The organism is Oceanobacillus kapialis (assembly GCF_044790185.1).
GTDB lineage: Bacteria > Bacillota > Bacilli > Bacillales > Amphibacillaceae > Oceanobacillus_B > Oceanobacillus_B kapialis.
In genome coordinates this window covers 1,388,437-1,402,709 of record NZ_CP085256.1, presented here as the reverse complement: position 1 = coordinate 1,402,709, position 14,273 = coordinate 1,388,437, and the positions used below count along the sequence as shown (strand labels likewise).

Genomic DNA, 14,273 nt, shown 5'->3' with positions numbered 1-14,273 from the left:
AGTGTCTAAACATCTTTTATTTAAATACATTTACTCTACTCCACGGTAATACTTCCATTGTGTGTTGTTAGCTTAATACGATGTTCTCCATCCCCAATTACAGTATCCCAGTCTGAGTCATCGAACATATCAATCTTTCCATTATCAACCCGAACATCAAACGTCACATTAGTTGGTTCTTGATTTGTTTCAATTTTAATTTTGCCGTTATTTGAATTAAGTTGCATAGGACGATCTAAACTTTCCGTTACTAGCGAGATGGCACCATTATTTGTTTCTCCATTTAGCTCGCCTTCAACATGGTCTAGTACAATTTTCCCGTTATTTGATTCAACTTCTATTTTATCTGATAAGATATCATACATCTCAATTTCTCCATTATTTGCAGTTGCCATAATATCTTTTGCATGAAACTGCTCAGCATCAATTTTCCCATTAGCTACATCTAATCGTATGGATGCATACTCTTTTTTCGGTAGATAAATGGTTAATGTCAATCTATCTCCCCAATCCATGAAACGAACCATTTTCTTATCAGGCTGGCTCACATTTATATGCACGGTATCATCTCTCATTTCAGCTTGCAAACGACTTTTCTCTGGATTATTTCCTTTCCCTTCAAGCTCTACAAACATCTCTGAAGACTGACTTGGTTCAATTATTAATTTCTGGTTATTTAATTCGACATCAAGTTTCTCCACATCTTCACCTGAAAATTCGGCTGACTCAGAGATAGAAGAACTACCGCTCGATGCAAAGGTTATTACGCTACCCATTGCCCCAATCACCAACAAAACAGAAGCTAAAACGATCCATTTTTTCATATTACGCATGCTTTAGTCCACCTTTCACTAGCTTTGCATTATAGGATAAATAGCGTGTAAAACCTTTTAAAATAAACCTGGTTGCAAATAACATCCCAATTGTAATAAATATTCCTAGACCAGTAAGTGCAACCGAGAAAAATAAATCAAATAACTGAAAGCTCTCTGGATATAAAGCAAAGTCAAGAAGAACGAGTAAAGGGGAAGCAATAAAAGCAATGCCTGCCATCCATCCTCCTAAAATACATCCCAACAGTCCAATAAATGGACCGAGTACAATCACTAAATTAAAAAAACCTAACCCAATTACTGCCCATACTGCCCGAAAAACATCGCCGACATTTGACTTTTCTTCAACCCTGTCTAAATAGTAAGTCGCCAGTATTTCTTTAGCAATTTGGTTAGGGGAGCCCAAAGCACTCGTTATTTCTGTTTCCGTTTTCCCATCCTGCATCCCAACATGGAAATGCTCGTAAAAGTCTTCTAAGATATCTTGCCGTTCCTCTGCTGGCAGTTTTTCTAATGCCTTTTCGAGCTTATTAATAAACGTTTCTTTATTCACCGGAAGCAACCTCCTTTAATAATTCATTCACACCATTAGTGAATGCTTTCCATTCCTCATTTAACTGATAAAGGTATTCTCTCCCTTGATCTGTTAGGTGGTAATATTTGCGTGAGGGGCCTTCTTTCGACTCCTGTAAATAGGTCGTAAAATAAGCTTCTTTTGTTAGTCGTCGCAATAGGGGATAGACGGAGCCTTCGGAAATAGCAATGTTATCGGATATTTTTTGTACCAATTCATAGCCATATCGATCTTGCTTATCCAATAATGCAAGCACACATAGCTCTAAGGCGCCTTTCTTAAATTGAATATTCACGTCCTAGTTACACCTCTTTCTTCACTACTATTCTATAAACAGTACCTCTTTATGTATACTATACACAGCACTACTAATTAATGCAAGGTACTAAATAATATTTTTCATGATTTGATAATAACGTAGATATTTGTTATAATAAGTTGCTTTTAAAAGTCATAAGGGGGAACTTTTTTGTCAATTGAAATAGGCAGTAAAGTCAAAGGAAAAGTAACAGGAATTACTAATTTCGGAGCATTTGTAGAATTACCGGGTGGAAAAACCGGCCTTGTTCATATTAGTGAAGTAGCAGACAGCTATGTAAAAGATGTGAATGACCACTTAACAGTTGGCGATGAGGTCGAAGTTAAAATTATCAGTGAAAAAGAAGGCAAAATTGCTTTGTCTATTAAAAAAGCTGTTGATAAGCCAGAAGTTCAGCGACCATCACGTCAGGGCAGAGATCGTAATTCAAAAGATTTTCGTCCGAAGGGTGGATACAAGCCTAAGGAAAGCTTTGAAGACAAAATGGCCAAATTCTTAAAATCAAGTGAAGAAAATTTATCCACGCTTAAGCGGAAAACCGATACAAAACGCGGTGGCAGAGGCGGAAGACGCGGCTAATTCACTTCATGACATAGATAAAAGCAAGCCTTGTGAGGGCTTGCTTTTTTACGTTCTGCAATTTAATGATAGAAAATGACTAACCAAATAAGCCTAATCTTTTCAGCAAGTCTTTATTGCGTAATTTTTTCCTTGCTTGCTTTCCCCAGCTTTTTACAGCTTCTTCTGTTGTCGCTTCTTGTATGGCAATTTCTTTTATTTTCATCTTACCAATAATGTAGTAATAAACCCATTTCCACTGGTTGTCCGTAAGTTCTTGTTTTATGGTGTCCCATATTTTTTGTTCATTACAATCTATATTCTCGGTAACAGAAACGATGTTACTACTACCTTCTGCTCGAATTACCTTATTTCCATCAACAGCATGTTTTTTTATTTCTTTAAAAGCTTTTAGCTGGTTTGAATTTTCTCTCCCCTGTTTTCTAGCAAGATCCACAAGTCTATTCCGTATCGTATAATTGAAATAAGTAGCCATAGTGCCTTTGTCAGGATTATAATTCTCATATGCATTCCACATGGCACAGAGGCCCTCCTGGAAATATTCTTGATGTGGGTCAGAAAGGTTCAACCGATGAATATGATAATGTACCCTGCGTTCATTTTGTTTCATTATCTCTTCAAATGACTCCATATTATTTTCCAATTAAAATCCCCCTAGTAAACCTATTATCACCTCTATTATCGAAAAACTTAATAAGGAGGGGGCATTTTTCGCTAAAATAAATTAATTGGACGAAAGTGAGACCTAACACCTCGATGGCTTATTCAACTGGTTGCATGACTTCCGTAAGAATTTGTATAAGTTCTGTTCTTTTTCGCACACCAAACTTCCGATACATCTTACTGACATAATCTCGGACTGTTTTCTCCTTAAGCTGCAGTGTTTCCGCAATCTCTGTATTTCTTTTATATTTAAAAACCAGATAGGCAATTTCATATTCTCTTGCAGATAAAGGATAGTGCTTCCCTAATCTAAGCTTAAAAAGCTGTCTTTCAAAAAAATCGATTGTTGGAATGTCTGCAAAGAAACTTCTCACTAGTTTCCCTGATACGACATACTGATCTTCCTTTAAATTTTTAATAGAGTGGACAAGACTTTCGGGCGTGATGTCATCATGGATAAAAGAATTCACCTCTATTTTTAATCCGAAAAGTACAGCGTCCTTGTTAAGAGAAGATAGCAGGAACATTTGTTTAGTCTTCGGGCTATAATGTTTGACACTTTCAGCTAAATGTAATCTCTCCTCAGCATAGTGGATTAAAACTACATCGGGCTTATACGTTATTACCCTATCTTTTAAGTTTACTGGATCATTAATGACACCTAATACGTTTATATCTAAATCTCTAAATACGTTGTTATAAAGCTTATGTGTAGAGACATTTGGCGGACCTACTATTAAAAGGTTGACCATTACAAACACCCTTTACGATTGGTAAAATAATTCCTATTAGTATATTCGTTTAATCTATACTTTTTTTATACAAACACGTTCTTAAAAACGAACAATTAAACCGCACTTTTTTGAGGTATTAACCGCCTCCTATCAATATACATATTCATTGTATCAATATTTAAAATAAAAGGAACACCTGAAAACATGTCTTGGTAGGAATACTTTTATCAATGAAGAAATCGAGATGTGGGGAGGTTTTCTGTGTAACTATTAAGTACCCAAAACAAACAAATAATAATCCTAATAAATCAAGCATAAGAAGCCATCACATAGTTGCCGTTTTTATATTAAGTGAAACTTCATTTGATGGGGGTTTCCCTTCCTCCTCCCACAAAATGTTAGTTGCACGAATCGGACCTTTACTGGCAGTTGATCTCCTACTTAGAATGCTTGATTTCTCGCATTCTTAAATTGGAGGGCTTACTGCCAGTTAAGGGGGAATATAGTATGTCGTCTAGGAGTAATTACGGCTACTTACCCAGAAAGTTATACAAAAAGGAAACCCTCTTTTTCAAAAGCGTTTACCTTTTCCTAAGCTGTTATATTTTACTCATTTAAACCTGCAGATAATTTAAATTGTCCTTTACCTGTCTATTTCTTTTACGCTGGAAATAATAATTTCTTGTAAAGCCTGGGACGCAAGCTGATCTGCCTCTCGATTTTTCTTCCTCGATACAAGTTCATACTCTACGTCTAATCCAAGTTGTTCTAGTTTTGTTTCAATTCGGTTCGCCCAATTAGCGAGCTCTTTTTCATAACAAGGCCAGTCCTCTTTTAGCTGATTAATCACGACCTGTGAATCGCCTACAATAGTTATAGGCATATGATGGACACCAAGCTCCTCCACTTCTTGTACAGCCAAATGAAGGGCAGCATATTCCGCTTCATTATTAGATTCGAGTTCTTCTACTAACGCATTTCTCCGTATACGAAATGTTTTATCATTCTGTTCATAATAGATTGCACAACCAAGTCCAGAATTTTTTGTTTTTAAATCAAATCCACCATCAAAATAGATTTTTACATCATGTGGCTCAGTTTTTATCTCCTCAAGTTGTTTACGTAGTTCTTTTAAAGTCCAAGTGGTGTCATTGGTATCAATAAATTCAATATTTTTAGCTCTTCCTGTTCTCTCCATGTCTTCCGCTAACAACAAAGCCTTTGGCGCACGCATTTCTTCTGAATAAAGTACTGTATCTGCGCCTTTAGGAGTACGGTAAGTAAATGAAATAGTTACTTTCACTGCAAATCCTCCATTCATTAAGTGGATGGCTTTCTACAATATTCTTTCTTATAATGACACAATTTATAAACGATTTAATCTACATTATTAACTAGGCTTTTTCAGTCTTTGTACTTAGTAAAAGAATAGCACAGGAGAAGCTGGTTCTCCCACTCATTACTTTATCCCACCTTAACTGGCAGTAAGACCCACACTTTAAGACTGAGGGAAATAAGCATTCTAAGTGAGGGATCAACTGCCAGTAAAGGTCCGATTCGTTCAACTAACATTTGATTTACGAAATACAAAAACCCCACTATGCAGCCAATGCATAGTGGGATTTAAAAAATGTTTATTCTCCAGTCATCCAGCTAGGTTTGCTAAATCCTTGGAATTCTTCATCAATAATTTGTTCAAATTCTTCTGATTCGATAACTTCTTTAATATCTTTGGCAAATTGAGCGTCAGCATCATCTGTGTTGACTGCAACAACGTTACGGTAATCATCAGGCAATTCCTCGAGTGCTAGTGCATCAAGTAAATCCATCTCTGCTGCAAGTGCGAAGTTTCCTGGTACTGCAGCGGCATCTTCACTATCCACCAAACGTGGTAACTGTCCTGCTTCTACCTCCACAAACTCTAGATTTTTAGAATTTTCTACGATGTCATTAACGGAAGCTTTTAAAGGATCAACATCTTCATTAATGGTGATTAACCCTTCATTCTGCAACATAAGTAATGTTCTGGAAAGGTTTGTTGGATCATTGGCAATAGCAATTGTGCTACCATCTGCAATCTCATCAACGCTTGCAAATGTGTTAGAGTATAACCCCATTGGCGCTGTTGGGACACTGATCACAGAGGAAAGCTCCATGTTATTTTCTTCAGCAAAAGCATTTAGATAAATCGTATGTTGGAATAGATTTGCATCAAGGTCCCCTCTTGATAAGGCATTGTTCGGCTGTACATAATCCGTAAACTCTTGGTTTTCCACTTCATAGCCTTTTTCTTCTAAAAGTGGTGCAATTGCTTTTGTTACCATATCACTATATGGTCCTACAGTAGCTCCAAATGTGATCGACTTTGTTGTATCTTCCCCATTGTCTCCGGACCCGGATTCCTCGTTACCGCATGCTGCTAATAAAAGAATACATAATAGTGCTGCTAATGATATAAGTGCTTTTTTCATGATGGTTCCTCCAATATGTGTTTTTTATTTTTTGTTTACCGTTTTGGCGATAAAGTCACCAAGATATTGAATGAGCTGTACTAAAACAATTAGTACAATAACAGTTGTAATCATAACCGTGTCGTCATAACGGTAGTAACCATAGCGGATGGCTAAATCCCCTATACCGCCGCCACCAATTGTTCCGGCCATTGCAGAATACCCGATAAGACTGATTGCTGTGATGGTTAACCCGCTAATAAGTCCTGGCTTCGTTTCAGGAAGAATAATGTCCTTAATAATTAACCACGGTGAAGCCCCTACAGCAATTGCTGCTTCTATAACCCCTTTGTCAATCTCTCTTGCAGCAGACTCCACAATTCGGGCATAGAATGGGATAGCTGCAACTGATAGTGAAACCGATGCTGCAAGTGGTCCTGTTATACGCCCCACTACAAGATCTGTAAAAGGAAATAGAAAGACTAGCAATATAATAAATGGAATGGAGCGAACTAAATTGACCAAAATACCGATCGTTCCTTTAGCGATTCGGTTTTCCCAAAATAGTCCTTTATCTGTTACATATAGTAAAATACCGATCGGGAGTCCAATGATAAGGGCGACAAGTAAGCCAATACCAACCATTAATAATGTTTCAAAAAATGCAGTGTTTAGTTCTGGAAGAATCTCTATTATTCTATCGAGCATGCTGGATCACCTCCACTTGCTTTAACCGCTCTTCTAAATAAAGTTTCGCTGCCGCTACTTCTTCCGGATCCCCAAGTAATTCCATAATAAAAATGCCTAGAGGCGTTTCTTTTATGTACTCCACTTTCCCGTGAAGTATATTCGCACTAACTTTAAACTTCTGAAGCATGTCTGATACAACTGGGTCACTTGCTAAATCACCGCGAAACTGGAGTTGAAGGATTGTTCCTTTACAAGCTTCCAGTAGTTTAGCTGGTAAATCAAAGTTTAAGATTGTATCGATAAATTGCTTTGTAAGCTCTTCTTTCGGGTTAGCAAAAATATCATAAGAAGGTCCTTGCTCAATAATTCTTCCATCCTGCATCACCGCACAAGTGTCACAAATCTCTTTAACCACTTCCATTTCATGTGTTATTAAAACAATGGTAATGCCGAACTCCTGGTTAATTTTTTTCAGTAACTTTAGAATCGATTTTGTTGTGCTTGGATCCAGTGCAGAAGTTGCTTCATCACAAAGCAGCACTTTTGGATTGTTGGCAAGTGCCCTGGCTATGCTCACTCGCTGCTTTTGCCCGCCACTTAATTGTGCAGGGTAATGACTCGCTTTATCCGATAACCCAACCAAATCAAGGAGTTCCATAACCCGCTCTTTTCTTTGTGTAGTAGCCACACCAGCTGCTTTTAATGCAAATGCGACATTGTCAAACACAGTCTTGGCTGAAGCAAGGTAAAAACCTTGGAAGATCATCCCGATGGATTGCCGAGCCTCGCGAAGTTTTTTCGAGCTAAGTTGTAATAAATCAACTCCGTCCACTACTATTTTTCCGGATGTAGGACGCTCTAATATGTTCATACAACGGATCAAGCTACTTTTCCCAGCACCACTGTACCCGACAATGCCATAGATATCTCCTTTTGGAACTTCCAGTGATACATCGTCCACCCCAACTACTTTCCCTGATTTCGTGTTATACACTTTACTTACATTTTCAACTTTTATCATATTGCACACTCCAATTCTGACACCATCAAAAAACCCTCTTTCATTATGAAAGAGGGTGTCGATTACAAGTATCTCACACTTATCTTCCAGAATGAATTCATTCTGCAGGAAGTAGCACCACTCCTAAATGGAAGGTTGCTGTGACATCAACGGGCCTTTCCCTCCGTCACTCTAGATAAGAAATATTCAAATTGTTAGGATAAAAACTATCATAATCCTCAAGTCCTAGTTTGTCAAGAACTAGTTTAAAAAATTCCGAGTTTGCCAATCCGAGCTGCTGCCTCTGCAAGCCTTTTTTCACTAGCTAGTAAGCCAGCACGGACAAAGCCTTCACCAGATTCGCCAAACCCGTTACCAGGAGCTACTACAACATGCGCTTTCTCTAATAGCAAATCAGCAAACTGTTCAGAGGTAAAACCTTCTGGGACTGGTAGCCAGGCAAAGAATGTACCTTTAGGAGCAGGTACCTCCCAGCCAATTTCCCGAAGCTTTTCTATGAACACATCTCTTCTTTTTTCATATGTAGCTACAAGCTCCTCTACAGCAGTTTGATCCCCGAGCAAAGCCTCTTGTGCCGCCTGTTGCACAGCTCCAAACAAGCTGACATACAAGTGATCCTGGATCAAATTTAGACTTTTAATGACTGAAGGATTTCCAACTGCAAATCCTACACGCCAGCCAGCCATATTATACGTTTTAGATAAAGTATACATTTCAACGCCAATATCTTTTGCGCCAGCAGACTGCATAAAGCTCTGCGGTTTATGTCCATCAAAACCAATTGCTCCATAAGCAAAATCATGCACGACACAGATATTGTGCTGTTTAGCCAGTTCAATTGTTTCATCAAAAAACTGCTTTGTTGCAGTCCCTGCTGTCGGATTATTTGGGTAGTTCAAAAATAATAGTTTGGCTGCATCGAGGTCTGCTTTATGTAGTTCATTATAATCAGGTAAAAAGCCATTTTCTTCAAGTAATGGCATAAATACTGGATTTGCATTGGCCATCGCAATTCCTGACATATAATCTGGATATCCTGGATCCGGTAACAGTGCAGTATCTCCTTGGTTTAGTAAGCATTGACTAATTTCTACCAATCCTGTCTTTGCACCAAACAGTATTGCTACCTCTGTTTCAGGGTCAATGTCTACATCGTACTCTCGTTTGTAAAAATTGGCTACCGCTTCTTTAAGAAACGGATGACCTGTAAAAGGAGAGTACTTGTGGTAGGCAGGATTATCCGCTGCCGTCTTTAACTCTTCTACAATATGGTCAGGTGTCGGTAAATCAGGGTTTCCCTGCCCAAGATTAATAATGTCATGTCCTTCACTGCTTAGTTTTTGTACTTTATTTACCAGATTAGCAAAAAACTGCTCTGGTAGTCGTTTTAATGTATCTGAAACTGGAAAGTTTTTCACGTTTTCCTCACCTCTAACAATTCTGAAATTCTAATAAACTATGTTAGCCAAATTCATTCCGTTTGTAAAGCGGCATTACAAAGATAGTGGAAAATTGACAGGGCAATAAGCCGATGGGATAATTAGCATCAATAATAAACGTACAGCGTAAAAAGCTTACGAGCTTTGCAATTTAAAGGAGCTGTTTTTATGACATTATCTGTTGCCTTATTTCAAATGGATATAGTTTTCGGTGACCCGGCAGCTAACGAAAAAAAGGTAGAAAGTATGTTTGCAAATTTGAAAGAAAAACAAGTCGATGTTGTTGTGTTGCCCGAGTTATGGACAACTGGCTATGACCTGACTCGTCTTGATGAAATTGCTGATCATGAAGGAAAACGAGCGATTAGTTTTCTTTCCAAGCTAGCTAAGGAATACAAGGTGCATCTAGTTGCAGGATCTGTTGCCAAGCGAACAGACCAAGGTGTAACAAATTCTATGCTTGTACTGGATGCTAATGGTGAGCTTGTAAAGGAATATGCGAAAGCTCATCTATTTCGACTTATGGATGAAGAAAAGCATTTGGTTGGAGGTAATGAGAATGGCACGTTTGAATTAGCTGGTATAAAATCAGCAGGGGTAATTTGCTACGATATTCGTTTTCCGGAATGGATTAGAACCCATATGCTGGATAATACAAAAGTTCTGTATGTTGTTGCCGAGTGGCCTGCAAAACGGATAGACCACTGGAAAGCCTTACTGATTAGCAGAGCCATCGAAAATCAATGCTTTGTCGTTGCATGTAACCGGGTAGGATCTGATCCAAACAATGCATTTGGTGGCCATTCGATGATCATTGGACCATGGGGCGAGATTATAGAGGATGCATCTGACAAAGAGACCATTCTATATAGTGAAATCGACATCCAGCAAGTAGATGATGTTCGCCAGCAGATTCCCATCTTCACTGATCGCCGTCCGGATATTTATAGATTGTAGGAAGAACGCCTCACTCATTAGAGAGGCGTTCTTTTGCGTAGTAGAACAAAGAAAATACCAAATAAAAAAACGACATAACTTACTATGTATAGCGTATTGAATAGCAAGGAGGCATTCAAAAGCACGGTATCCTCAGAGAGCATTTCCATAATTGTAAAAGATGGAGGAATAATCCAACTAATGAAGCTTAAGCTATCCGGAAGACCATTTACTATCCTACCCTTTGCAAGTGAAATCACTAAGATTAACACAAGTAAAAGCCATGTGCTCAATGTCCTTTTGTTCCATATTTTTGTGAAATAGAGTGAAACTGCAATACTTAGAAGAGAAATAAGTACATGTACCAAGATCGCAACCATAACATCCCATATTGTAACAGAACGATTGAAGGCACCTATTAGAATGGGATAAAAGACCGCCAGCACGGTAAGACAGCTTACAACAAAAAGAACAACTAACAGCTTGCCAATTAACACAGCTATAATACTTCTTGCATGTACAGTTGTGATATGCAGTTGTGTTGTATCCTCTTTATTGATCAAGGTAACCGTAATCCAGGCAGTAATAAAATAAAGCACTGCACAAGAAACGGCATAACTGCTGAAAACAGGATTAGGAACATAAGTATACGCTACAAACGTCCAGAGAAAGAATATGGTTACAGGTGGCACGTACAGGAAGGACCTCAAGTAATCTTTAAACAGGTAGGACGCAAGTGCTATCACAATACCACCTGACCTTCTGTTTGAGTATTTTTTTCGTTAAGGTGTTTTGAAAGAAATTCTATCTTTCCACCCATCTTAAGGATTTCCAAAAGAACTATATCGCTATATTCTGCTTTTACAATTACCTCATAACTTCCACTTGGGAGCCTTTTGACAGTTTCAACACCTGCTGACTTTTTAATAACAGGGAAAAGTTTAGTATGATCCCCTGAAAACTGGATCGAACGGTAAAGCCTTTTATGACTTAATTGCCCCTCTTTTATCCGTTTATCTGCCACAATAAGAATCCGGTCTGCTAAGCTATCCTTTAAAAGCTCTTCATGGCACGTAAATATAATGGTGGTTCCTTTATCTTTTAGTTCTTTTAAATACTTTACAAAATTCTCCTGTGACTGAGGATCCAGTCCGGAAAGCGGTTCATCAAGTATTAAAACGGACGGCTCCTTAAGTAAACTTTGCATAAGATTTACTTTTTGTTTATTACCTTTTGATAGTTTGTGAATATAATCTTGTTGAAAATCAAAATCAAATTGATTAAATAATGTATAAATGCGTTTTTCAAGCTGATGCTTGTTCATTCCTGCAATCTTACCCATATACGTTAAATACTCTTGTGCGGTAAAATGTAGTGACTTTGGTGGCGTTTCTGGAGCATAGCCACAATGCGTGAAGGGGTTCCTCACCATTCCTTTTGTAGGAGAAGCTAGCCCTGCTATTAGCTTCAATAAAACGCTCTTTCCCGACCCGTTCTCTCCAGTAATTGCCACACATTCCTGTACCTTTATATTTAAGGAAATATTATTTATAATTGTTTGCTTGCCTATTTTAAAGTTTACACCTGTTAATTCAATCATGTTTATTTTTTTCTCCTATGTATTTTAGCCAGTCCAATCATTTATTTCTTTGCTTCAAGCTCCTTAACACGCTGTTCAAGCTGATTAATTCTCTCTTCCGTTTGCTTTGCTGGTTCTCTTGCTCTAGAAATGGCACTTCTAGAAATCGCTATAATAGCAAGGAGAAAAACAATAAATGCCGCTATAAACATAAAAATAATTTCCATGAGATTACCTCCTCTTCTATACACTTCTATTTTATTATGTAATATCCCTGCATCTTGATGTTAAAAGAGGCTGGGACAAAAGTTCTCTTAACACATGAAATCCCGAACTATCTTGCAAATCCATTAATAAAGGTTTGCCTAGTTCGGGTTTTCTTATTTTAGCGTAGGCAGAACGCGGAGACTCCTAAGAAATCATTCGTATTTTCTGCGTGCGATGCATCGCTGACGCAGCTTTCCTTGTCCAACGGGAACAGCACGAGTCCGAAGACCCCGCAGTGGAAAAGGAACAAAGACTTAGGTCGCCACGTCCTGTGGCAGCGTCTTTGTAACCAACATCCTGTTGGCCCGAGGCCGTGCCCGTGGAAAGCGAAGTGTTCTGCCGAAGCGGTGCTAAAGCCTATTATTCGTATTTAAGCATAGATGATTTAGTTATGTCTCAACTTCCCTACATAACTTCTTTTATTCCTTTTTTAACAAGAAGCCAGTTGGCTGGGTAGCTTGTTAAAAAGCCGAGTATCATGGCAATTTGCATCATAAACCAATACACAGCAGTATCAGGCTTTGGCGGAACAGCAAAAAGGACATAATGGACGATCGCCATCCAACCAAACATGCCAACCTCAAATGCAATTAATGCTGCGGAGTCTGCCTTAATTGCTGATTTAAGTGCTCCTTTTTTACCAAGATCTTTGTTCATTGGATAGATTGCATAATATTGGAAGATTATACCTACTAAATATGCCAGGATAAACTGCACCAGATAATGTGCGAATAAGGTGGACCCTATAATCGTGAAACCTGTTAATGCTACTAAAGGAACTCCGGCGGCATCACCTACCGTGCATCCACCAGCACAATGGCTTGTTGACACAAACACCTTTGCAGGAGTACCTCGGTTATCTTCTCGCTCTGAATCTTTCGCATGCAAACGGCCCCATTTAAAGTAACTCCATAATGCGAACGGGCCAAAAAACCAACCATTTATTGGCCATACAATGTTCATTACTTTCATATGTTGAGGATGCCTGACAAGATCCACTATTATGATGACAGAACTTATAATACCAATGGATAACGCAATCCAAGCTATTGTTGTTAACATGATGTTCACCTCTTTCTCTATGGACTCTACCCAACCTTGTCTTTTTTCAAAACAAAAAATTGAACCACTTCTTCCATCACGTCATAGTGTATAGGATAATAACCTATTTTATAGAGGTGAGCTTATGGAACATTTACCCACAGTAGATCTTGGTCTCATGTCCGATCATTTAACAGCACATGAAGGCATGCTACGGAAATTACAAGCCTATCAGGAAATGGCGACAAGTACTGACCTTAAAAAAATTCTTGCCTTACAGTACCAGACGATGTCTGACCATGTCCGGGTCATGTTAGAATTGATTAATCCTTATCACGCAAACTATGTAGAGCTCAGTCCAATCAATATGGCCATACTTCAGCAAAATAATATGGGCCATTTTGGAATTAGCCAGGATGACCAGTGGATTGCCAGAGAAGCACACACATCATCCAAAAATATGGCAAATACCAATTTCACTTCCGCCTTGATGATGCAAAACCAAAATGTACGAAATGTCCACATAAAGATGGCCTTGCAGCAGCTGACTTTGATGGAGCTTTATGAGCAATTCCTGAAGCGTTTAGGATCAAGCTTCGTTCCCCGTGCATCCAATGAGGAACAGCTCCGGACATATAATCATTTTAAATCTGTGTTTTCGCTTTGAAGTGCTGATATCCAATCTAGTTGCCATACCTCCTTTCAATCGTTACAATACAAGTATTCATTTTCACACTAGGAGGAACCAACATGCGACTTTGGCATGAAGAACTAATTGCCAACCTACCTAGACAGCAGTTGCTTGGACAACATCGTGAATGCTGTGCTTTAAGAGGAAATGGTTGGGGAAAACCCCACGCTACAGTAAATTATGTTTTCGATTATTCCCCATATCGTTTATTTGTCTACCATCAACTAATTATGAGAGAGATGAAGCAACGAGGATATCGGGTGGATCCTTTATGGGAAGATCCTTTTTACAGAGGAAAGATATCTGAAGCACATGATAAACAGAGTCTTTATGGAAGTGAGAAGGTAGACGAACAAGAACGCCCATTATATCCAGAGCATACCTCTGTCTATTTGCAGGAATGTCTTGATAACTTGAGCGAAAAGGGTATTGATTTGCCAAGAAAAAAATGAAACCC

General features: G+C 38.5%; 18 protein-coding genes and 1 riboswitch. Of the genes, 4 read left to right on the top strand and 14 right to left on the bottom strand.

The annotated features are described in order from the left end of the window. Positions 1-35: 35 nt before the first annotated feature. The 3 genes from LG273_RS07420 to LG273_RS07410 are packed head-to-tail and all read right to left on the bottom strand — an operon-like array spanning position 36 to position 1,702. Entirely contained in the window at positions 36-833 is a 798-nt protein-coding gene (locus tag LG273_RS07420; RefSeq protein ID WP_404458957.1) for a DUF4097 family beta strand repeat-containing protein, read from the bottom strand. Then, positions 826-1,386, bottom strand: a complete 561-nt coding sequence (locus LG273_RS07415; RefSeq protein WP_404458955.1) for a DUF1700 domain-containing protein — start codon at positions 1,384-1,386, stop codon at positions 826-828. Before LG273_RS07415 ends, LG273_RS07420 begins: the two co-directional genes overlap by 8 nt. After that, the gene (locus LG273_RS07410) at positions 1,379-1,702 is read right to left on the bottom strand and encodes a PadR family transcriptional regulator (protein ID WP_404458953.1); all 324 of its coding nucleotides are present in this window, start codon (positions 1,700-1,702) and stop codon (positions 1,379-1,381) included. The genes LG273_RS07415 and LG273_RS07410 overlap by 8 nt, the downstream gene beginning before the upstream one ends. A gap of 174 nt (positions 1,703-1,876) precedes the next feature. Between LG273_RS07410 and LG273_RS07405 the strand changes: the two genes are divergently transcribed. Further along, entirely contained in the window at positions 1,877-2,305 is a 429-nt protein-coding gene (locus LG273_RS07405) for a S1 domain-containing RNA-binding protein (RefSeq protein ID WP_379561299.1), read from the top strand. 79 nt (positions 2,306-2,384) lie between these two features. Here the strand turns inward: LG273_RS07405 and LG273_RS07400 are convergent, their stop codons facing one another. The 7 genes from LG273_RS07400 to LG273_RS07370 all read right to left on the bottom strand — a co-directional run bounded on the left by LG273_RS07400 (position 2,385) and on the right by LG273_RS07370 (position 9,281). Beyond that, on the bottom strand, positions 2,385-2,948 hold the full coding sequence (locus LG273_RS07400; RefSeq protein ID WP_404458951.1) for a sigma-70 family RNA polymerase sigma factor: 564 nt from the start codon (positions 2,946-2,948) through the stop codon (positions 2,385-2,387). Positions 2,949-3,066: 118 nt separating this feature from the next. Then, a complete protein-coding gene (locus LG273_RS07395; RefSeq protein WP_404458949.1) occupies positions 3,067-3,720 on the bottom strand; it encodes a helix-turn-helix transcriptional regulator in 654 nt (217 codons plus the stop codon). 625 nt (positions 3,721-4,345) lie between these two features. Further along, complete coding sequence (locus LG273_RS07390; protein WP_404458947.1) at positions 4,346-5,005, bottom strand: ribonuclease H family protein; 660 nt, start codon at positions 5,003-5,005, stop codon at positions 4,346-4,348. A 331-nt stretch (positions 5,006-5,336) separates the two neighbouring features. Next, the gene (locus LG273_RS07385) at positions 5,337-6,173 is read right to left on the bottom strand and encodes a MetQ/NlpA family ABC transporter substrate-binding protein (protein WP_379561294.1); all 837 of its coding nucleotides are present in this window, start codon (positions 6,171-6,173) and stop codon (positions 5,337-5,339) included. A 24-nt stretch (positions 6,174-6,197) separates the two neighbouring features. Continuing rightward, on the bottom strand, positions 6,198-6,860 hold the full coding sequence (locus LG273_RS07380) for a methionine ABC transporter permease (RefSeq protein WP_404458946.1): 663 nt from the start codon (positions 6,858-6,860) through the stop codon (positions 6,198-6,200). Further along, positions 6,850-7,863, bottom strand: a complete 1,014-nt coding sequence (locus LG273_RS07375) for a methionine ABC transporter ATP-binding protein (RefSeq protein WP_404458945.1) — start codon at positions 7,861-7,863, stop codon at positions 6,850-6,852. The genes LG273_RS07380 and LG273_RS07375 overlap by 11 nt, the downstream gene beginning before the upstream one ends. A gap of 76 nt (positions 7,864-7,939) precedes the next feature. Beyond that, positions 7,940-8,045, bottom strand: a riboswitch (SAM riboswitch). Positions 8,046-8,108: 63 nt separating this feature from the next. Then, the gene (locus tag LG273_RS07370) at positions 8,109-9,281 is read right to left on the bottom strand and encodes a pyridoxal phosphate-dependent aminotransferase (protein WP_404458944.1); all 1,173 of its coding nucleotides are present in this window, start codon (positions 9,279-9,281) and stop codon (positions 8,109-8,111) included. 189 nt (positions 9,282-9,470) lie between these two features. Here LG273_RS07370 and LG273_RS07365 point away from each other — a divergent pair, with 189 nt between their 5' ends. Further along, positions 9,471-10,259, top strand: a complete 789-nt coding sequence (locus LG273_RS07365) for a carbon-nitrogen family hydrolase (RefSeq protein WP_404458943.1) — start codon at positions 9,471-9,473, stop codon at positions 10,257-10,259. Positions 10,260-10,276: 17 nt separating this feature from the next. Here LG273_RS07365 and LG273_RS07360 read toward each other — a convergent pair whose 3' ends face one another. From LG273_RS07360 to LG273_RS07345, 4 genes are all read right to left on the bottom strand, one after another. Further along, positions 10,277-10,984 carry a hypothetical protein gene (locus tag LG273_RS07360; protein WP_404458942.1) on the bottom strand — a complete coding sequence of 236 codons (708 nt, stop codon included), beginning with the start codon at positions 10,982-10,984 and terminating at the stop codon, positions 10,277-10,279. Beyond that, positions 10,981-11,838: an ABC transporter ATP-binding protein gene (locus LG273_RS07355; RefSeq protein ID WP_404458941.1), complete on the bottom strand. Its 858-nt coding sequence runs from the start codon at positions 11,836-11,838 to the stop codon at positions 10,981-10,983. The genes LG273_RS07360 and LG273_RS07355 overlap by 4 nt, the downstream gene beginning before the upstream one ends. 41 nt (positions 11,839-11,879) lie before the next feature. Further along, entirely contained in the window at positions 11,880-12,044 is a 165-nt protein-coding gene (locus tag LG273_RS07350) for a hypothetical protein (protein ID WP_404458940.1), read from the bottom strand. Between the two features lie 445 nt (positions 12,045-12,489). Next, positions 12,490-13,146, bottom strand: coding sequence for a DUF4396 domain-containing protein (locus LG273_RS07345; RefSeq protein WP_404458939.1), 657 nt, complete (start codon positions 13,144-13,146; stop codon positions 12,490-12,492). Between the two features lie 124 nt (positions 13,147-13,270). On the opposite strand from LG273_RS07345, the gene LG273_RS07340 reads away from it, so the two are divergent. Further along, complete coding sequence (locus tag LG273_RS07340; RefSeq protein WP_404458938.1) at positions 13,271-13,792, top strand: hypothetical protein; 522 nt, start codon at positions 13,271-13,273, stop codon at positions 13,790-13,792. Positions 13,793-13,875: 83 nt separating this feature from the next. Next, a complete protein-coding gene (locus LG273_RS07335; protein WP_379561284.1) occupies positions 13,876-14,268 on the top strand; it encodes a TIGR02328 family protein in 393 nt (130 codons plus the stop codon). Positions 14,269-14,273 lie beyond the last annotated feature (5 nt).